General features: G+C 51.7%; 16 protein-coding genes. 15 read left to right on the plus strand and 1 reads right to left on the minus strand.

Annotated elements, in window-relative coordinates; translation table 11 throughout:
* The first annotated feature begins 6 nt into the window (after nucleotides 1-6).
* The 10 genes from bamJ (HMPREF9442_RS09145) (at nucleotide 7) to HMPREF9442_RS09190 (ending at nucleotide 11,717) form a co-directional block, all read left to right on the plus strand.
* The gene (bamJ, locus tag HMPREF9442_RS09145; protein ID WP_040602888.1) at nucleotides 7-876 is read left to right on the plus strand and encodes a BamJ family beta-barrel-assembly machinery protein; all 870 of its coding nucleotides are present in this window, start codon (nucleotides 7-9) and stop codon (nucleotides 874-876) included.
* 9 nt (nucleotides 877-885) lie between these two features.
* A complete protein-coding gene (gene bamJ, locus HMPREF9442_RS09150) occupies nucleotides 886-1,782 on the plus strand; it encodes a BamJ family beta-barrel-assembly machinery protein (protein ID WP_008627828.1) in 897 nt (298 codons plus the stop codon).
* Nucleotides 1,783-1,911: 129 nt separating this feature from the next.
* Nucleotides 1,912-2,379: an Lrp/AsnC family transcriptional regulator gene (locus HMPREF9442_RS09155; protein WP_021979496.1), complete on the plus strand. Its 468-nt coding sequence runs from the start codon at nucleotides 1,912-1,914 to the stop codon at nucleotides 2,377-2,379.
* Nucleotides 2,380-2,384: 5 nt separating this feature from the next.
* Nucleotides 2,385-4,154 carry a fused gamma-glutamyl-gamma-aminobutyrate hydrolase/peptidase gene (locus HMPREF9442_RS09160; protein WP_008627836.1) on the plus strand — a complete coding sequence of 590 codons (1,770 nt, stop codon included), beginning with the start codon at nucleotides 2,385-2,387 and terminating at the stop codon, nucleotides 4,152-4,154.
* A gap of 29 nt (nucleotides 4,155-4,183) precedes the next feature.
* The gene (locus HMPREF9442_RS09165; protein WP_415957839.1) at nucleotides 4,184-5,194 is read left to right on the plus strand and encodes a M28 family peptidase; all 1,011 of its coding nucleotides are present in this window, start codon (nucleotides 4,184-4,186) and stop codon (nucleotides 5,192-5,194) included.
* 1 nt (nucleotide 5,195) lies between these two features.
* Entirely contained in the window at nucleotides 5,196-5,627 is a 432-nt protein-coding gene (locus HMPREF9442_RS09170; RefSeq protein ID WP_008627839.1) for a SufE family protein, read from the plus strand.
* Nucleotides 5,628-5,918: 291 nt separating this feature from the next.
* Nucleotides 5,919-6,803 carry an energy transducer TonB gene (locus tag HMPREF9442_RS09175; RefSeq protein ID WP_253271074.1) on the plus strand — a complete coding sequence of 295 codons (885 nt, stop codon included), beginning with the start codon at nucleotides 5,919-5,921 and terminating at the stop codon, nucleotides 6,801-6,803.
* A gap of 39 nt (nucleotides 6,804-6,842) precedes the next feature.
* On the plus strand, nucleotides 6,843-8,744 hold the full coding sequence (locus HMPREF9442_RS09180) for a hypothetical protein (protein WP_008627842.1): 1,902 nt from the start codon (nucleotides 6,843-6,845) through the stop codon (nucleotides 8,742-8,744).
* A 66-nt stretch (nucleotides 8,745-8,810) separates the two neighbouring features.
* The gene (locus HMPREF9442_RS09185) at nucleotides 8,811-10,784 is read left to right on the plus strand and encodes a TlpA family protein disulfide reductase (RefSeq protein WP_008627843.1); all 1,974 of its coding nucleotides are present in this window, start codon (nucleotides 8,811-8,813) and stop codon (nucleotides 10,782-10,784) included.
* Nucleotides 10,785-10,817: 33 nt separating this feature from the next.
* Entirely contained in the window at nucleotides 10,818-11,717 is a 900-nt protein-coding gene (locus HMPREF9442_RS09190) for a hypothetical protein (RefSeq protein WP_008627845.1), read from the plus strand.
* On the opposite strand, the gene dusB is transcribed toward HMPREF9442_RS09190, so the two are convergent.
* On the minus strand, nucleotides 11,712-12,752 hold the full coding sequence (gene dusB / locus HMPREF9442_RS09195) for a tRNA dihydrouridine synthase DusB (protein WP_008627846.1): 1,041 nt from the start codon (nucleotides 12,750-12,752) through the stop codon (nucleotides 11,712-11,714). The genes HMPREF9442_RS09190 and dusB overlap by 6 nt on opposite strands.
* Nucleotides 12,753-12,974: 222 nt before the next feature.
* Between dusB and HMPREF9442_RS09200 the strand changes: the two genes are divergently transcribed.
* The 5 genes from HMPREF9442_RS09200 to purD all read left to right on the plus strand — a co-directional run bounded on the left by HMPREF9442_RS09200 (nucleotide 12,975) and on the right by purD (nucleotide 20,354).
* On the plus strand, nucleotides 12,975-14,225 hold the full coding sequence (locus HMPREF9442_RS09200; protein WP_040602911.1) for a peptidase U32 family protein: 1,251 nt from the start codon (nucleotides 12,975-12,977) through the stop codon (nucleotides 14,223-14,225).
* 116 nt (nucleotides 14,226-14,341) lie between these two features.
* A complete protein-coding gene (locus tag HMPREF9442_RS09205; RefSeq protein WP_008627850.1) occupies nucleotides 14,342-15,238 on the plus strand; it encodes a serine O-acetyltransferase in 897 nt (298 codons plus the stop codon).
* 105 nt (nucleotides 15,239-15,343) lie between these two features.
* On the plus strand, nucleotides 15,344-16,849 hold the full coding sequence (locus HMPREF9442_RS09210; protein WP_040602891.1) for a THUMP domain-containing class I SAM-dependent RNA methyltransferase: 1,506 nt from the start codon (nucleotides 15,344-15,346) through the stop codon (nucleotides 16,847-16,849).
* Nucleotides 16,833-19,073, plus strand: a complete 2,241-nt coding sequence (locus HMPREF9442_RS09215; protein ID WP_008627855.1) for a S9 family peptidase — start codon at nucleotides 16,833-16,835, stop codon at nucleotides 19,071-19,073. The genes HMPREF9442_RS09210 and HMPREF9442_RS09215 overlap by 17 nt, the downstream gene beginning before the upstream one ends.
* A gap of 12 nt (nucleotides 19,074-19,085) precedes the next feature.
* Nucleotides 19,086-20,354: a phosphoribosylamine--glycine ligase gene (purD, locus tag HMPREF9442_RS09220; RefSeq protein WP_008627857.1), complete on the plus strand. Its 1,269-nt coding sequence runs from the start codon at nucleotides 19,086-19,088 to the stop codon at nucleotides 20,352-20,354.
* Nucleotide 20,355: the final 1 nt, after the last annotated feature.

The following is a 20,355-nucleotide window of genomic DNA, read 5'->3' on the forward strand; positions in this document are numbered from 1 at the left end:
ACAAAAATGAAAAAAACAGGTATTATCGCGGCTGCCGGCTTGGCAGCACTCATTTCTTCTTGTTCTTCTTCGGCTCCGAAGGCAGACATGAAAACGGATGTGGACTCTTTGAGTTATTCTATCGGTATGGCACAGACCCAAGGTCTGAAACCTTATTTGGTAAACCGTCTCGGAGTGGACACCACTTATTTGGCTGAATTCGTAAAAGGTCTGAACGAAGGTGCCAACGCTGGCGACGACAAGAAAAAAACAGCTTACTATGCCGGTATCCAAATCGGCCAACAAGTGAGCCAGCAAATGATCAAGGGCATCAACTACGAAGTGTTCGGCAACGACTCTACCCAAACCATCAGCTTGCAGAATTTCTTGGCAGGCTTCATTGCCGGCGTGATGGAAAAAGGCGGCCAAATGACCCTCGAACAAGCACAGGAACTGGCTCAGACCAAAATGAAGGAAGTGAAAGCCAAGAGCCTTGAAAAGACTTACGGCGACAATAAAAAGGCCGGAGAAGAGTTCATGGCGAACATCGCCAAGAAAGCCGGTATCAAGAAACTGGCCAACGGTGTATATTACGAAGTCATCAAAGAAGGTAACGGTGAAATTCCGGCAGACACCAGCCGCGTGGAAGTAAACTACGAAGGCAAGCTTATCAATGACACGGTGTTCGACAGCTCATACGAACGCAAGAGCCCGGCCACATTCCGTTGCAACCAAGTGATTCCGGGGTGGACTGAAGCCTTGACCCACATGCCCGTCGGTTCGACATGGATGGTATATATCCCGCAGGATCAGGCATACGCTGAAAGAGAAGCCGGCCAAATCAAGCCGTTCTCTGCCTTGAAATTCAAAATCGAATTGCTGAGCATCAAAAAATAAAACCGGAAAATGAACGGATTGAAATATGCGGTCCTTTCCTTGGCTGTCCTCGCCTGCTTCGACGGCAGCGCAAAGAGAAAAAACAAGAAAGCCAAGAAAGCGGAAACAGTCCGGGTGGACACATGTTCCGTAGACACGTTCAGTTACGCCATGGGCATGGCTAACACGCAGGGGCTGAAAAACTACGTCACTAGCCGTATGAACGTGGACACCGCCTATATGGCAAACTTCATCGAAGGTTTCAACGCTTCGCTCTCGGAAGCCGAACGCAAAAAGTTGCAGGCATACAGTGCCGGATTGCAGATTCGCCAACAGGTAGAGGAACAAGTCATCCCGGGCATAGACAGACAGATAGCAGGGAACGACTCCGTGAAGACCCTCAACCGGGACCTCTTTTTGGACGGGTTCGGCAAGATGCTAGCAGGTCTGCCAACGGACATGAGTTTGCAAAAAGCAGAGGAAGTGGCCCAGAAGCAAATGAAGTATTACCATGACGCGAACATGGAACGCAAGTATGGCGACAACCGCCGTGCCGGTGAAGCTTTCCTGAAAGCCAACGCCAAAAAGGACAGCGTACGGACTTTGCCTTCGGGAGTGCAATATAAGGTATTGACCCAAGGCAACGGTGAGGTTCCTACCGCCACCTCCAAAGTAAAAGTGAACTACGAAGGACGTTTGGTAGACGGTACGGTTTTTGACAGTTCATACGAACGTAAACAACCGGCCACTTTTGGTTGCAACCAAGTCATCAAAGGTTGGACGGAAGCACTTACCCAAATGCCGGTAGGTTCCAAATGGGAAATCTACATTCCACAGGAACTGGGTTACGGCTCACGCGAAGCCGGCAAAATTCCACCCTTCTCCGCATTGATTTTTACGGTTGAGCTGTTGGAAATTGAAAAATAAGTGAACTATTCTCTATAAAAAGACGCCAAAAGCACGTTTTGGCGTCTTTTTTTGTTAAAACCGCATGCAGTTTGCAGAAAAACGGCTATATTTGCTTACAAAATGTTCAATCAATACAAAAACAGACCCATGGAGAAAATAGACAATTTAGATAAGAAAATCCTGGAAATCATTACGGGAAACGCACGTATCCCATTTAAAGATGTGGCTGCGGAATGCGGCGTATCGCGCGCGGCCATCCACCAAAGGGTACAGCGCCTCATCGACCTCGGTGTCATAGTAGGTTCGGGATACCACGTAGATCCCAAGACATTGGGTTACAGCACCTGTACCTACGTGGGTGTCATTCTCGAACGCGGTTCGATGTACAAACGCGTAGTAGAGGAACTGAACCACATTCCGGAAGTCGTGGAATGCCATTTCACCACCGGACCTTACACGATGCTCATCAAGCTGTATGCTTGCGACAATGCCCATCTGATGGAATTGTTGAACAACAAGCTGCAAGAAATTCCGGGAGTAATCTCCACCGAGACCTTAATTTCACTGGAACAGAGCATCAATAAAGAAATTCCTATCGTCTTAAATAAAAAATAACCCGCATGACTTCCGGTTACTTCGACTGGGAAACCGCTTACGGCCAATACCACAACCGCTTCCCGGGATATAAAAAACAACCTGTAATCGGCATTACGGGCAATTTCGGAGAAAAGGGGTGCGAACTGGCCGAAGGCTATTTTGAATCCGTGCTGAAAGCGGGAGCCACTCCGGTCATCATCCCTCCTTTTGAGGACCGGGATGCGTTGGCCAATGTGCTGGAGCATGTAGACGGCCTTTTGCTTTCGGGCGGAGGCGACCTGAACCCGCTGTTTACCGGCGAAGAACCGATTCCGCAACTGCACAGTGTCAACTACAAACGTGATTTGGCCGAACTGCTGCTTATCCGTCTGGCTTACGACCGGCAGATTCCTATACTGGGCATCTGCCGGGGCATACAAATGCTCACCGTGGCATTGGGCGGCTCTGTCTATCAGGACATCTACAGCCAACAGCCGGAACGGCAACTGCTCGGACACGACCAACAACTGGACCGAAGGTATGCGTCGCATACCATACAGCCGACAGCCGACAGCCTGGTTTTACGCCGCTTATTTAGCGAGGCACCGGTCGCAGTCAATTCTTTCCACCATCAGGCCGTCAAGGAGACAGGTCCTCTCCTGCGGGTTTGTGCCACGTCGCCGGACGGTCTTATCGAAGCAGTAGAGTCGGCGGAATATAAATCGGTATTGGGCGTACAATGGCATCCCGAATGCTTCATCCTGCGGCAAGACGAGAGCATGATGCCCTTGTTCCGGTGGCTATGTGAAGAAGCTGGTTCTTTCCGCGAAGCCAAAACCCTTCACCGGAAGATGCTGACGTTGGACAGCCATTGCGATACCCCTATGTTTTTCCACAAAGGCATCCATTTCGACCAACGGGACCCGAACATCCTCGTCGACCTCCACAAAATGACGGAAGGCCGATTGGATGCCACGATTATGGTGGCCTACCTGGCACAAGGCGAACGGACGGACGAGGCTTTGCAGGCCGCCACAGCAAAAGCCGACCTCATACTGACACAAATAGAAAAAATGGCGGCGGCTCATTGTACGTCTGTGGACATCGCTTACACCCCATCCGATTTGCTACGTTTGAAAAATGCCGGCAAGAAAGCCATCATGTTGGGCATCGAAAACGGATACGCCATCGGGAAAGACCTCTCCCGCCTGCGCCACTTCCGTGACCGGGGTGTCGTGTACATGACTTTATGCCATAACGGCGACAACAATATTTGCGACTCGGCACGGGGAAAAGGAGAGCACGGCGGACTCAGCGCATTCGGCCGTGAGGCTGTGCAGGAAATGAACCGCTTGGGATTGATGGTGGATCTCTCCCACGGAGCGGAAAGCAGCTTTTACGATGCGTTAGAACTTAGTACCACTCCCATCGTCTGCTCCCATTCGTCTTGCCGTGCCTTGTGCAACGTACCGCGCAACTTGACCGACGAACAGATGAAGGCACTCGCCCGAAAAGACGGAGTGGCCCAGGTCACTCTCTATAAAGGCTTCTTGCGCGAAGACGGTGAAGCTTCCATCCTCGATGCCATAGAACACTTGAACCACATGGTAAACATCATGGGCGTAGAGCATGTAGGCATCGGAACGGACTTCGACGGTGACGGAGGAATACCGGGATGCGCATCGGCAGCGGAAGCCATCAACTTCACCCGCCGCCTGTTAGCCGAACGATACAATGACACGGACATAGCCGGCATCTGGGGAGGAAATTTCCTAAGGGTCATGCAACTCGTGCAAGACAGCAGGACTTGCTGACCGGAAAACAGAATAAGCAAAACAGATTCATGAAAAGAACTATTTTAAACTTGCAATGGAGCACAGTCCTCGGTGTTTTTCTATCCGTCTGTACGGCTTGCGGGCATAAAACCGGAAACGGGACAGGCACAACCGACAGCATTCCTATGGCTGCCGCACCGGAATTCAATGCAGACAGTGCTTTCGCCTATACGGCTGCACAATGCGCGTTCGGGCCTCGCGTACCGAACACGGAAGCCCACCGTCTTTGCGGCACGTACATTGCCGAGAAATTCAAAAGTTTCGGCGCGACCGTCACCGACCAATATGCAGACGTGAAGGCATACGACGGTACGGTCCTGAAAGCCCGTAACATCATCGCATCTTATAACCCCGACACAAAGGCACGCATACTGGTTTGCGGGCATTGGGACAGCCGTCCGTGGGCCGACAACGACCCGGACTCTGCCAACTGGCACAAACCGGTGTTGGCTGCCAACGATGCAGCCAGCGATGTGGCCGTCATGTTGGAAATGGCGCGGCTCATCCAACTTCATCCCGTTGAAATAGGAATAGACTTTATCTGTTTCGATGCGGAAGATTACGGCGTGCCGCAATGGTCCGACCAAGCCGGAGACGCTTCGTCATGGTGCCTCGGCTCGCAATATTGGGCGGCCAACCCGCATGTATACGGTTATCAGGCACGCTTCGGCATCTTGATGGACATGGTCGGCGGGCAAGGCAGTACTTTCTCCAAAGAAGGATATTCCCAAAGATACGCCTCACAAGTCGTCGATTTGGTTTGGAACACGGCTGCCCAATTAGGATACGGGCAATTCTTCCCTATGCGTGACGGGGGGTATATCACCGACGACCACGTACCGGTCAACGAGATAGCCGGTATCCCGTGCATCGATATTATCCCTTACTTTACCGATGCCCCGTCCGGGTTCGGCCCTACGTGGCACACGGTAAACGACAATATGGAGCACATAGACCGACAGGTACTGAAAGCTGTGGGACAGACGGTAATCCAAGTGATTTATAACGAAAACCAATAAAATGGAAACGATTAACGAAGTACAAGACGAAATCATCGAAGAGTTCAGCGGCTTCGATGACTGGATGGACAAATACCAGTTGCTCATCGACATGGGCAGCGGGCAGGAACCGCTCCCCGAAGAGTACAAGACTGAACAGAACCTGATAGACGGTTGCCAAAGCCGGGTGTGGCTGCAAGCCGACTACCGGGAAGGACGGGTCGTGTTCCGCGCCGAAAGCGACGCGCTGATTGTAAAAGGTATTGTGGACTTGTTGGTGCGGGTGTTGAGCGGACATACCCCGCAAGAGATTCTCGATGCCGACCTTTACTTCATCGACCGTATCGGACTGAAAGAGCATCTTTCGCCCACCCGAAGCAACGGTCTGGTAGCCATGCTTAAACAAATGAAAATGTACGCTTTGGCTTTCAAGGCCAAAGAAGAAAAGGTATAAACACGCCCTCTTAGACGAGTAACTTAAACTCAGGTGCAGGAAAAATCCCGCACCTGAGTAAGCCGCAATAGGCCACAACACCTTCTTCCATCATCATGCCAAACCCATGGCACAAAGCCCCTACCGGGTCGACTAACAAAGGAATAACAAAAGTATTTTAGGGGGTACGTAAATGGTGAAAAACAGGCATATTGCAAAAATAATATACTTCAGCATACTTCCATTTGAGAAAAATCACTACCTTTACAGCATGTTTGGGAATCAATTCTTTCACATTTACTGATGAAACTTATGAAAAAGACAATTGTAGCTTTCGTATCATTGGTGTGGCTTTTTATCGTTACCTTCGGAAGCCATGCACAAACTACCGTAAAACTGCCCGCCAAGGCGTATCCCGTGAAAGTACCTCACAAGACCGATGCCGGAGTGGACCGCTATTGGCACGTCACGCAAATCCTCTGTCTCGGTCCGTCATCAGGCGGCTACAAATTCCGCATCTACGGCAAGGCGGCCCAGTCATCTTCTTCCCATACCATCAATATGATGTACCTGCTTCCCAACAACCGGGTACAGATAGCCGGGGCTTACATCTTCCCGGCCATCACGGAAGGCAAATCGTTCAAGTTCGACATCGTGTCGGCTTTCAAAGGCTATGCACCATCCTCGTTCAACGGTTTCTTTATCCATGACGAGGCATTGGCACGGATTTTGGAAAACGAAAGGCGCGAAGCCGCCCAAAAAGCCGAAACGGTATCTCCTCCACCCGCATTACCAGAAATCCAGAACATCGTGGAGGACGCCATTGCGGATACGGAAATCCCCAGTACGGAACAGCAGCCCTCGGAGACAGAGAAAGACGAGAACATCTATAACATAGTGGAACAAATGCCGGAGTTTCCGGGAGGGTTGTCTGCTTGCATGTCCTACCTCGCCCGTAATGTGAAGTATCCCACAATAGCTATGGAAAACGGAATACAAGGCCGGGTTCTCGTGCAATTCTGCGTGGAGAAAGACGGGAGCATCAGCAACACCGTAGTGACCCAAAGCGTGGATTCCTCTCTCGACAAAGAAGCCCTCAGGGTAGTATCCTCCATGCCCAAGTGGACACCCGGCAAGCAGAAAGGCAAACCAGTTAGGGTGAAATACACCCTCCCCGTCCATTTCCGATTGAAATAACTTTCCTTTTTATACCTTATTTATTAATACCTTATCCGTATGTACAACAACGAAATTTGGACCAAACATACCCGCCTCATCCTGACGGGAGTTATCATCGTAGCCATAGCCGGTTGGGTGGCCGGTATCCTACAAACGGCTTCCATTGCCATAGACACTGCCAACGATTTGCTGAAAACGGCTAGCGAGGAAGAATTGCCTTTAAAACCGTTCACTCTCAGCGCACAAACCCTGACTATCATAGGCTACATCTTGTACCTCGTCGGACTGAATGGCTTTAAGGTGATACAAAAGAATTACGAGGCATCTGCCATGGTGGGACGCATCTCCACTGCTTGCGGTTTTGAAATCACAGCCACCCTATTGCTCTTCCCGGCCTCTTTCCTACCTGTCATTTTCGGTTGGTTATTTCGGTTCGGCGCTTTCGTATGCACGATAATCTCGCTAATCCTTCTCAAATCGGCTTTTGAAGAACTCCGTGAAGAAGCGACGTGGAGCAAACCGGCTCTCAAAGGTGCCGAGCAGCTACGCAAATCCGCCGTATACAACATCAACTTGATTTGGATGCCGTTCGTAGCTGCCGCCGTCATAGTGGTCAGCATTCTTCTCTTTACGAAAGGTATAGATTTCAACAACCTTATGTACACGGGCTTCGATGAAATCTCCCGTCAAATCAAGGGTACCGTTTTTGCCATAGGGCTTGAGGTACTGGTCTTCGGCCTCATTATGCTTTATTGGTCTGTCATGCAGTTCGTGCTGCGTATCCTCGGATGGGTCAACATCCATGCGGGGCGCCTCGTAGAGGAAACCAATGCACAAGATGAGAACTCAACTGTAACCGCTCCCATTACCCTCGAAGCCCAAACAGACACCTCCCTGTACACACCCCATACGAACACTCCGGATACCGAAAACAGCGTTCCCCAATCCCGCCCTTCGCAAAGGAACAAGATCCTCCTTTACGGTGGTATCGCTTTGGCCATCCTCGTTACAGCAATTTGCATGGCTTTCTGTGGTTCTTCCGCTAAGGAAAAATTCTCGGGTACATGGCGATTCGACAACGAATCCGAAGCCGCCGAACTCATCCTCGACCTCAAAGGCGATTCCACAAAAGGCACATTCTATTTCGGTAGCAAAGAAGAGATGGGGTTCTTCTCTATCAGTTTCGACGTGGCTTCTGTCCAGGTGGAGGGCAATACGGCCAGGCTCGAACTGACATGGTGGGACGAATTGGAAAACAAAGATATCATCGTGCCGACCACGCTTTTCCTCCGGACGGACAGCGCAAAAATAGACATCACCGTAGGTAACGAAGATACGCCTGAATTGGAATGTGGAGGATACGGTTATATCTTCCCCGTGACATTCACACTCGACCGTATCTCGAACCGGACAACACCTGAAAACGGAGATGAATCCGGTAATAAACCCGAAACCGCTAACGAGCCCACAGCCGAAATGGTCGAAGCTGACGCTCCTACTGAAAAGACGACGGATGTCACAGAAGAAGACTACTCACAACCTTTCCGCGGCACTTGGAGTTGGACAGATGAAACGATCCACAACGACTACTATGATGATGACATACCAACCGCCATCGTTACTCTCAAGCTTGATTTCTACAACGCCAACTCCGTGAAAGGAGACGGCGGAACGGCCGACGGATGGATGAACCTTGCCACTACTTCACCACAGCGAGTATCCGAAAACAAGATAACTCTCAACGAAGTCATCGGCAACAAGGCATTCATCACTGTGTTAGACGGCTATAGCGAAATGGCTGAGTACCAAGCTACAATCACTTTCAATCCTGAAAACAAGACTTTGGAGTTCGAATTGGGCGACCTCATCGGTGAACTGGACGAAAACCAAGCGTTTATAGCGGGACAAAGCCCCACAGGAAACTACAGCCGCGTGATACTGAAACGGAAATCCGAATAACCGTAACGCCACTGTTCTTCCTTTTATTAGTGGTATTGGAAACACAACTCAACCGATAAATACACCATGAAAAAAGCTGTTTTATCCCTTTTCTTGTTCTACGCCGCCGCAGGCATACAGGCACAAACCGACCGCGATGCCTGTTGGCTTAACGCCGCGACCGGCGCGTGGGAATGGGGATTCTTCAAGGACTTTGCCGTACACGACGCACGTCAATGGCAATATGCCGCCGTCAAGGAAGGCAGAAAGAAAACCGCCGTCACCTTACGAAGCGGCAAAGAAACCTTACAACTGGAAATCCGTTACCGAAACGACTCCGTTTGCACCATCGCCGTCAACGACGGAAAGGCACAGACCTACCGGCTGTGGGACAGCGCGAAAGGCATCCTTTCCTACCTGCCAGCTGACGACACGCCGCCGCAACCATGCAGTTACCGGGAAGACAGCGTCACATTGTGCGGTTATCTGCCCAGTATGGAGCATGCCACTTTTACCTGTTCCATGCCCCAACTCACCGAATATCCCAAATTCCAGACACAAACCGACTCACTCGGACGTTTCCGGTTGCGCTTTCCAGCCTTTGGACCGGCACAAGCCCTTTGCCGCATCGCGGGGCACACGTTCACGCTACTGCTCAATCCGGAACAAGACTATTACCTGTACATGGACGGCCGTTCCCCTATACTGATGGGGGAAGATGCACGGACGAGCAACGAACTGTTGGCTGTCGGAATGAATTTAGACGTATTCTCTCCAACCGAAAGGGACATCCACTCGGTAGACAACCGTACCTGCCTTGACGAGGTACGGCACGAACTGGCACGCCGTGAACGGCAATTAGACAGCCTCATCGGCAAACACCCCAACCTGTCCCGGCGTTACCGCACCCTGAAAGAAGAAGAAATCCGTTACAGCGCCCTCCACCGTCTCGCCTACCAACGCTACAACCTTTCGGATTTCGGCGAAAAGCGTCTCTCCCCGGAAATCGTACGAGCCATTGATTCCTTATGCCATACCATACCACCCGTACCCTACACCATCTTCCCCGACTACCACGGCTTCCTGCAACAATCCGTTTACTATCAGTACCAACAGTTTCTCGTCCGTTTTGCCGTCATGATAGACTTGGAGAAGTTACAGCAAGTGTTGCCCTGGCAAGAAGACTTGCACCTCCCCGACACGCTTTTGCAACTCATAGACCGGACGGTGGACATGGGACGAAAGTTCTCCCGCGACAATCCGGATGACAGCATGGCCATGCAGGCATATAATGAAAACCACTTCAAGATTGCGAGAGAAATACACCAGTTTCCGGAATTCCGGGAACGAATGCCCCAAATCATCGGAAACGCGGATTTGTTAAGAAACCAGGAACTCCTTGAGTCTTCCACATGGACCCGTTTCCAGAAAGATCTGGGCGGAACCTTGTTGGCATGGGAAGCATTGGAACGTGACCATACCCCCTTTCCGGAACCGTTGATGCGCGAAACCATGGCGCATATCCAAACTCCCGTGTTGCGCGAGGCCGTCGCCCGTCGGCAAGACTTCTACACCCGCCAACTGCAAACGCCCTTCGACTACCAAGGTTCGCTGAAAAGCAACGACATCGTGGCCGGACTGACCGACGGGAACGAAATCCTGCAACGCATCCTCGCCCCCTATCGCGGCAAGGTGGTTTATGCCGACATCTGGGGCGGATGGTGCGGCCCGTGCAAGGGGCACATGCGTGACTTCGTCCCGGCCATCAAAGAAGCCATGAAAGGGCGCGACGTCGTATTCCTTTATTTGGCCAACCGTACACCGGACGACGCATGGCGGCAAATCATCAAGGAATACGGCTCAGTAGGGGCGCAAACCGTACACTACAACCTGCCCGGCACACAACAGGAAGCCGTAGAAAACATACTCTTGAACGGCGGTTATCCCTCTTACGCCATCTTCGACAAGGCGGGGCGGCTCGTCACCAAGAATGCTCCTCGTCCCAACGAAAAAGACAAACTGATACAAGCATTAAAAGAGCAACTCTCCCAAAAAGAATAAACCCAATACAATTAACCACTAAAAATAAGAAAAATGAAAAAGAGGAATTTTCAAACAGTTTTCATGTTGCTGCTCATCCTATTATGTGGAACAAACATAGCATGTGGCAATCAAAAGACATCGCAGGACACTCCTGAAGAGAAAACAGACGAATATGGACAACTACTCATCCAAATAATGGAATACAGTGGAAGTATGGATAAGTTTAATGATTACCAATTGGCTTTCATTCCAATGGCTCAAGAGAAAATACAAGAATCGGACAAATCAGAGTTCAAAAAAATGAGCGAGGAAGAAAAAGAGCAAGCAGCCCGGGAAATGACGCAGAAGTACTTTAAAGGCGCATTCAAAAAAGACCTCGCTGATTTACTCTCACCCTATTTCCGAAAAGAAGTGTCATTGGAACAGTTGAAAGATTATGCCGCAAGGCTGAAAGACGAAAAGGTACGCATAGCCATGCAACATGTATTGACAGCTTCATCTTCATCCGTTATAGAAGAAAGTATAAGCCAAGGGATGGAAGTCATCTTAACCGGAGAAAAACCAGAAACCGTATCCCCCAAAGCATGTACTGATACTTACAGGAAATGGTTTGAAGAATATTATACGATTTCGGACGCACAAGCCACCATAGACAATGTCCTCTCCCAACTGAACAACATGATTCCGCAGAACGGGGACAGTCCGGAAATACCGAATGCCGACCTCATAGAAAAGATGATCGACTACGTCAAAGAGAATATGAAGACCTGCATGTTGAACGCTTATACAGACCACGTAAGCGAGGACGACCTGCGTACACTGTGCGAAATGCAGAAACAGCCCTCTGCCCAAGCAGCCTTAAAAGCCAGTCAAAATATGGCTCACAACATCATGTCGGTAGGGATGGAAATCATAGCCAAATACAATACATGGTTAGATTCACAGCTATAGACCGGCATCACATGGACTAACCCGCCTCACCGCCTCGCGGGCACGCTCCAGAATGGCGAAAAGCTCGTCCACCGTTTCGGCACGCAACATGGCGATACGCGTCTCACGGAAATTGGGGATTCCCTTGAACACGGGCGAAGCGGCCAGATGGCGGCGGCTGTGCAGGATGCCCCGGTATTCGTCGATGCGGCGCACGCTAGTGAGCACCTGCTCCTTGAGCACGTCTATTTTCCAATCCGCACTCATCACCGGATAGCCGCTCTTCACGGCTTCGTGCGCGGCCGACGCGCTTCCCGGGTTCAAGACATCCGTGATTTCCTTGAAAATCCACGGGCGGCCGAAAGTGGCACGCCCCACCATGACGGCATCCACCCCGTAACGGTCGAAACACTCACGGGCGCGTTCGGGCGAGGTTATGTCGCCGTTCCCGATGATGGGAATCGTCATGCGCGGGTTGTTTTTCACCTCCCCGATGAGCGTCCAGTCCGCCTCGCCGGTGTACATCTGCGCCCGGGTACGGCCGTGTATGGTCAAAGCCCGGATGCCGCAATCTTGAAGGCGTTCGGCCAAATCCACAATCACCTTACTGCTTTCATCCCATCCCAGACGGGTTTTCACCGTGACGGGAATGTCCACGGCATCCACCACGGCCCGCGTGATTTCCAACATCTTGGGAATGTTCTGCAACATGCCGGCCCCGGCTCCCTTACCCGCCACGCGCTTCACGGGGCAACCGAAATTCAAGTCGAGCACGTCGGGACGGGCACGTTCCACCACGATACGAGCCGCATCGGCCACCGGGCCCGGTTCCTTGCCGTAAATCTGGATGGCCACGGGACGCTCGTCGTCGCACACCGCCAGTTTCTCCAAACTACGGTTCACCATGCGCACCAAGGCATCTGCCGCCACAAACTCGGAATATACCATCGCCGCACCAAAACGCTTGCATAAGAGACGGAAACCGATGTCCGTCACATCTTCCATCGGGGCCAGAAACACGGGATAAGGCCCGAACTCCACATTTCCTATTTTCATGGGTGCAAAGGTAGTGAAAGGCGAGAGCAGAGGCAAATGAAAACGGAGTTTTCTTATTTGGCTTTGCCGAACCGAATCCGACCTTCGCGGGAAGCAAAGGTCGGCAACCTTTTTAAGGAAACGGCAAAGAAAGCCCAAAGAGAGCGTAAAAAAGCAAAAAACACTACCGCGTCTCCGGTATATCGGGAAAAGGGCGTATCTTTGCAAACAAAACCCCACACCATGACGAGAAAAGATTTTGAAATCATGGCACCGGTAGGCTCGCGCGAATCATTGGCCGCAGCCATCAAAGCCGGAGCCGACTCCATATACTTCGGCATCGAAAACCTGAACATGCGGGCGCATTCGGCCAGTACGTTCACCATCGACGACCTGAAGGAAATGGCACAAACTTGTGCCGCACACGGCATCAAGAGCTATCTGACGGTAAACACCATCATCTATGGCGAGGATCTTCCGCTGATGCGTACCATCATAGATGCGGCCAAGGAAGCCGGCATCTCCGCTGTCATTGCTTCGGACGTAGCCGCCATGATGTACTGCCGGCAGATAGGGCAGGAGGTACACCTGTCCACCCAGTTGAACATCAGCAACATCGAAGCCTTAAAATTCTATGCCCAATTTGCCGATGTCGTGGTGTTGGCCCGCGAACTGAATATGACGCAGGTGGCCGACATACACCGGCAAATAGAGGAACAACGCATTTGCGGTCCGGGCGGAGAGCTGATACGCATCGAGATGTTCTGTCACGGCGCACTCTGCATGGCCATCAGCGGGAAATGTTACCTCAGTCTGGACAACACGGGCCGGTCAGCCAACCGCGGAGCCTGCATGCAAATCTGCCGCCGGGGCTACATCGTGAAAGACCGCGAAACGGGTACGGAACTGGAAATCGACAACAAATACATCATGAGCCCGAAGGACTTGAAGACCGTACGTTTCATCGACCGGATGATGGAAGCAGGCGTACGCGTGTTCAAAATAGAGGGACGTGCCCGGGGACCGGAATATGTGGCCACCGTCGTGGGCTGCTATCAGGAAGCCATACAAAGCGTGTTGGACGGAACGTTTACCGAAGAGAAAAAAGACGGATGGGACGAGCGGTTGGCCCGCGTGTTCAACCGTGGTTTCTGGGACGGGTACTACCAGGGACAGACTTTAGGCGAATGGACGACGAACTACGGCTCGGCCGCCACGGAAAAAAAGGTCTACGTGGGCAAGGCCATCAAATACTTCTCCAAACTTGGCGTGGGAGAGTTCCAGATCGAAGCGGCGGACATGAGCGTGGGCGACCGCCTGCTCGTCACCGGCCCCACGACAGGGGTGTTGTTTATGGATTTGGAAGAAGTGCGTTACGACCTGAAACCGGTGGAAACCGTAGGGAAAGGCATGCGCGTGTCGTTCAAAGTGCCGGAGAAAATAAGGCCGAACGACAAGCTATACAAACTGGTGAAAAGCGTGAAAGAAGCATGACGCGCCGCAATATAGGGGCAAAGCATACGCCCATGACAAATAATCAGGCTTTTTTTTGGGAAGGAAGCCTGATTTTTTTATCTTTGCACGGAGAATATCACACATTTTAAAATTTAATGAGTCTGTTGAATTTCACTCACCTTTTAGCGCAAACCGTCACGGAATTATCCGAAGACTCGTCCCTGAAAGGTTTGTTTCATGAACATCAAGACGGAGACCCCCTCCCTTCGGGAAAAGTCCTGCACGAAATTATCGAATTGTGCCGTGCCATCCTTTTCCCGGGATTTTACGGGAAATCCACGGTCAACCATCATACCATCACTTATCATATCGGAGTCAACATCGAGCGGATGTACAACCTGCTGACCGAACAGATACATGCCGGACTGTGCTTCGATGCCAAGGAAACAGGCGACTGTGCATGCGACACCAAACGCGAAAAGGCCATCGACCTGGCCGGACAGTTCATCAGCCGCCTGCCGGCTTTGCGCGAAGTGTTGGCCACCGATGTGGAAGCGGCCTACAACGGCGACCCGGCAGCCGAATCTTACGGCGAAATCATCAGTTGCTACCCTATCATCAAGGCGTTGAGCAATTACCGCATCGCCCATGAACTGCTTTTGTTGGGCGTGCCCTTGATTCCGCGTATCATCACGGAAATGGCACATTCCGAGACAGGCATCGACATCCATCCCGCCGCCCGAATCGGCCACCATTTCACAATCGACCACGGCACGGGTGTCGTGATAGGGGCGACTTGCATCATCGGCAACCACGTGAAGCTCTATCAGGGAGTCACGCTCGGAGCCAAAAGCTTCCCGCTCGATGACGACGGACACCCCATCAAAGGTATTCCGCGCCACCCGATTTTGGAAGATGACGTGATTGTCTACTCCAACGCCACCATTCTGGGGCGCATCACGGTGGGCCGGGGCGCGACAGTAGGCGGTAATATCTGGGTGACGGAGGACGTGCCCGCCGGCGCCCGACTCGTACAAAAGAAATATAAATAAACCAATAGCAAACAAGCATCCATCGAAAATCGCGAGTAAGCGAGCGCAGACCGAGCTTGCTCGAGTCTGCCGAGCATGAGCGATTTATCCAACAAAACTTACACAATGGAAACTGAATTTGAACTCATCGCCAAAACCTTCCAGGGATTAGAGAATGTTTTGGCCAAAGAGCTGACCGGCTTAGGAGCAAACAACATCCAGACCGGACGCCGGATGGTGTCTTTCACCGGTGACAAGGAACTCATGTACCGCGCCAACTTCGCCCTGCGCACGGCCATCCGCATCCTTAAACCTATCAAACATTTCAAGGCGGAATCCGCCGACCAGGTTTATGATGCCGTCAAGGCCATCGACTGGAACCAGTATCTGAACAATGAAACCAGTTTTGCCGTAGACTCCGTGGTCTTCTCACAAGAGTTCCGCCACAGCAAGTTCGTAGCCTATAAGGTAAAGGATGCTATCGTGGACTACTTCCGTGAAAAAACCGGTTCGCGCCCCAACATCAGCGTGACAAACCCGGACTTGCGCCTGAACATACACATCGCAGAAAACGACTGCACGCTGTCATTGGACAGTTCCGGTGAATCATTGCACCGGCGCGGCTACAGGCAGGAAGCCGTGGAAGCCCCGTTGAACGAGGTATTGGCCGCCGGCATGATCCTGATGACGGGTTGGGACGGCGAATGCGACCTGATAGACCCGATGTGCGGTTCGGGAACAATAACCATCGAAGCGGCACTCATCGCCCGCGGCATCGCACCGGGCGTGTTCCGCAAAGAGTATGCTTTCGAGAAATGGCCGGACTTCGACAAAGAGATGTTCGACCGGATTTACAACGACGAGTCGCAAGAACGTGAATTCACACATAAGATTTACGGTTACGACATCAACCGCAACGCCGTAGACATCGCCACACGGAATGTCAAAGCTGCCGGACTGAGCAAAGAGATCGAAATAGCCCAACAAGATTTCCACAAGTTTACGCAACCGGCCGAGAAAAGTATCATCATCACCAACCCGCCGTATGGCGAACGCATCTCCACACCCGACTTACTGGGATTGTACCGGACCATAGGCGAACGGCTGAAACACCAGTTCCTGGACAACGATGCCTGGGTCCTGAGCTACCGCGAAGAATGCTTTGACGAAATAGGGCTGAAACCGTCCATCAAAATACCTTTGTACAACGGTTCGTTGGAATGCGAGTTCCGCAAATACCAAATATTCAGTGGAAAATACAAGGAATTACGCGCCGAAGGCAAGGAAATCAAGACCGATGAGGAACGTCGGCAAATGGCAGAAAAACGACGTTTCAAAATGCACCGCGAATTTAAAAGGGCCATTGATGACGACGAAGAAGACTTCACCCCCAGAAGAAGGGATTATGACGACCGCGACAGTCGGTCACGCGGAAACCGTCCTTTCGACCGCCGTCCGCGAGAAGAACGCGAGGACAGAGGAGCGTCATACGAAAAACGTCCGTTTAAACGCGAAGGAAAAACTTTCGAACGCAAAGAACGCTCGTTCGACCGCAAGAACAAGTCGTTCGACCGCGACCGGAAACCATTCGGGAAAAACCGTAAATTCGACCGCTATGATGAAGAAGATTAATCTTTTCATAGTGATTTCATTACTGTCAATCCTCGCCATGGCACAAGGAAAAAAGAGTTTCACGTTGGATGATTTGCTTCCGGGAGGAAGTACATACCATCAATTACAGCCCCAAAACCTGTACACGGCTTGGTGGGGCGACCGGTTGGTGGATACGGACTTGGACGGCTGCCATGAGATAAACCCCAAGGACGGAAGCAAGAAGGTGCTGTTCACCTTATCGCAACTGAACCAATGGCTAGGAGCCGGGGAAGACTCATCGGTCGTGCATAGCTGCTACAATGTGGAGTTCCCCGATGGCGGACAACCATGGGTAGCCACCGTCGTTTCCGGAAAAGGAAAAAACGGGGGTAAACCGACCTCCATATACACTGTAGTAGACTTCAAATCGGGAAAGAAGGTATGGGAACAGGAATATCCGGCGGATGCCACGGCATTGGACCGCTCCCCGTCTTCCAATAGCCTGGCTTTCGTACGGCAACACAACCTATATGTCACGACGAAAGAGGGACAAACGATGGCCGTGTCTTCCGACGGCAGCAACGACTTGGTGTATGGTGAAGCCGTACATCGTAACGAGTTCGGCATCACCAAAGGAACATTCTGGAGCCCGGACGGGAAACAGCTCGCTTTCTATCGGATGGACCAAAGCATGGTGCCCGACTATCCGCAAGTGGATATCACGACACGTATAGCCACCACTTATCCCTGCAAATATCCGATGGCAGGAGAAAAGATGCACAAAGTGACGGTGGGCATCTTTACGCCGGCCACAGGCCAGACAGTATGGCTGCAAACCGGAGACCCCACCGACCGTTATTTCACGAACATTTCTTGGAGTCCGGACAACCGGAAAATATACATGATCGAACTGAACCGCGACCAAAACCACGCGGAATTGGTTTGTTACGATGCAGCTACGGGTAAAAAGGAAGGCGTGATATACGAAGAGGAGCATCCCAAATACGTGGAACCGATGCACGGCCTACAGTTCCTGCCGTGGGACAGTTCCAAGTTTATTTATCAAAGTCAACGGGACGGTTACAACCATCTCTATTTGTTCGACCAGTCCAAGCCACAGGCTTCACAACGACATAAGACATTCCAAGGCGGCTCATGCGAAGAACATGTCAAGGTCACCCCGTTGACCTCCGGCGAATGGGTGGTGAAAGAAGTCTTGGGTTTTGACCAGAAAGAAAAGAGCCTGCTTTTTTGCAGCAACGAAATCCATCCGTTGCAGTCCAATATATATAAGGTACGCGTAAAGGATGGCAAACGTACCCTTCTGGACAACGGTGAGGGTGTACACTACGGTAGCGTGAATGCAAACGGCACTTACGTAGAAGACCGTTACTCTTCCCCTACCGTGGCGCGCGGCATCAGCCTGACAGACACCCGGAACGGGAAAGAGCGTAACTTGCTGACTGCCGAAAACCCATGGAAAGACTATAACGTGCCGGAAATTACATGCGGGAGCATCAAGGCCGCCGACGACACCACCGACCTCTACTATCGGATGGTGAAACCCGTGGATTTCGACCCGGATAAGAAATATCCTACCGTAATCTACGTGTACGGCGGGCCGCACGCCCACAACGTGGAGGCGAGCCGGAATTATATGGCACGCGGTTGGGAAATCTACATGGCACAGAAAGGCTACCTGCTCTTCATCCTCGACAACCGAGGCTCGGAACATCGGGGGTTGGCCTTCGAGAACGCTACCTTCCGGCATCTGGGCGTAGAAGAAATGAAAGACCAGATGGAAGGCGTAAAGTTCCTGAAATCACTGCCTTACGTCGACGCCGACCGGATAGGTGTGCACGGTTGGTCGTTCGGTGGTTTCATGACCACCAACCTCATGCTCACTTATCCCGACGTATTCAAAGTAGGTGTGGCCGGAGGACCTGTCATCGATTGGCAATACTACGAAGTGATGTACGGCGAGCGTTATATGGACCGTCCGCAGGACAATCCCGAAGGCTACAAAGGCAGTAACCTGAAACTCAAGGCCGGTAACCTAAAAGGCAAACTCCAAGTCATCATCGGTTACAACGACCCGGTATGCGTCCCGCAACACTCCCTGTCGTTCCTGCGTGCCTGTATCGACGCAGGCACCCAACCGGATTTCTTCACTTATCCGGGCGACGAACATAACATGATGGGAAAGGACCGCATACACCTGCACGAACGCATCACGCAATATTTTGAAGACTATTTGAAATAAAAACAATCGGATATGAAGATATTACTGTTAGGCAGCGGAGGGCGCGAACACGCTCTGGCCTGGAAAATCGCCCAAAGCAAGAAAGTGGACCAACTGTACGTCGCACCCGGAAATGCGGGTACGGGCAGTGTGGGGGAAAACGTACCGCTCAAAGCCGATGATTTTGAAGGCATCAGGCAATTTGTCCTCAGCAAAGGCGTGGACATGGTAGTAGTCGGTCCGGAAGATCCCTTGGTCAAAGGTGTATATGATTTCTTCAAGAACGACGGCCAACTGAAAGACATCCCGGTCATCGGGCCGTCCAAACAAGGTGCCGTACTGGAGGGCAGCAAAGATTTTGCCAAGGCATTCATGCAACGCCACGGCATACCGACAGCCGCCTACCGCACGTTCACGGGGGAGACGTTGGAAGAAGGCCTGAAATTCTTGGAAACCCTGAAAGCCCCTTACGTACTGAAAGCCGACGGACTTTGTGCAGGGAAAGGCGTACTCATCCTGCCCACCCTGGAAGAAGCCCGCAAAGAACTGAAAGAAATGTTGGGCGGCATGTTCGGCACAGCCTCTTCATCGGTTGTCATAGAGGAATTCCTTAGCGGAATCGAATGTTCCGTATTCGTACTGACTGACGGGCGGAACTACAAAATCCTGCCGGAAGCCAAGGATTACAAACGAATCGGAGAACATGACACCGGCCTGAACACCGGAGGCATGGGAAGCGTATCTCCCGTCCCGTTCGCTACCCCGGAATGGATGCAGAAAGTCGAAGACCGCATCATCCGCCCCACGGTAGAGGGATTGGCCGAAGAAGGAATCGACTACAAAGGATTTATCTTCTTCGGACTGATTAACGTGGAAGGCGAACCGATGGTCATCGAATACAACGTACGCATGGGCGACCCGGAAACAGAAAGTGTCATGCTCCGTGTGAAGAGCGACCTGGTGGACCTTCTGGAAGGTGTGGCACAAGGCGACCTCGACCGACGGACACTGGAAATCGACGAACGCAGTGCCGTATGTGTCATGTTGGTATCCGGCGGGTATCCCGAAGCCTACGAAAAAGGATTCCCCATCACGGGTATCGAAGACGTACAGGACAGCATCGTCTTCCATGCCGGCACGGCTTTGAAGGACGGACAGGTGGTTACAGCCGGTGGGCGGGTCATCGCCGTCAGCTCTTACGGACAGGATAAGGAAGAAGCCTTGAAGCAATCTTTCAGCCAGGCACAGAAAATCCGGTTCGAGAAGAAGTATTTCCGCTCCGACATCGGTCAAGACCTATAAC

The organism is Paraprevotella xylaniphila YIT 11841, assembly GCF_000205165.1.
In the GTDB taxonomy this organism is placed as follows: Bacteria; Bacteroidota; Bacteroidia; order Bacteroidales; family Bacteroidaceae; genus Paraprevotella; species Paraprevotella xylaniphila.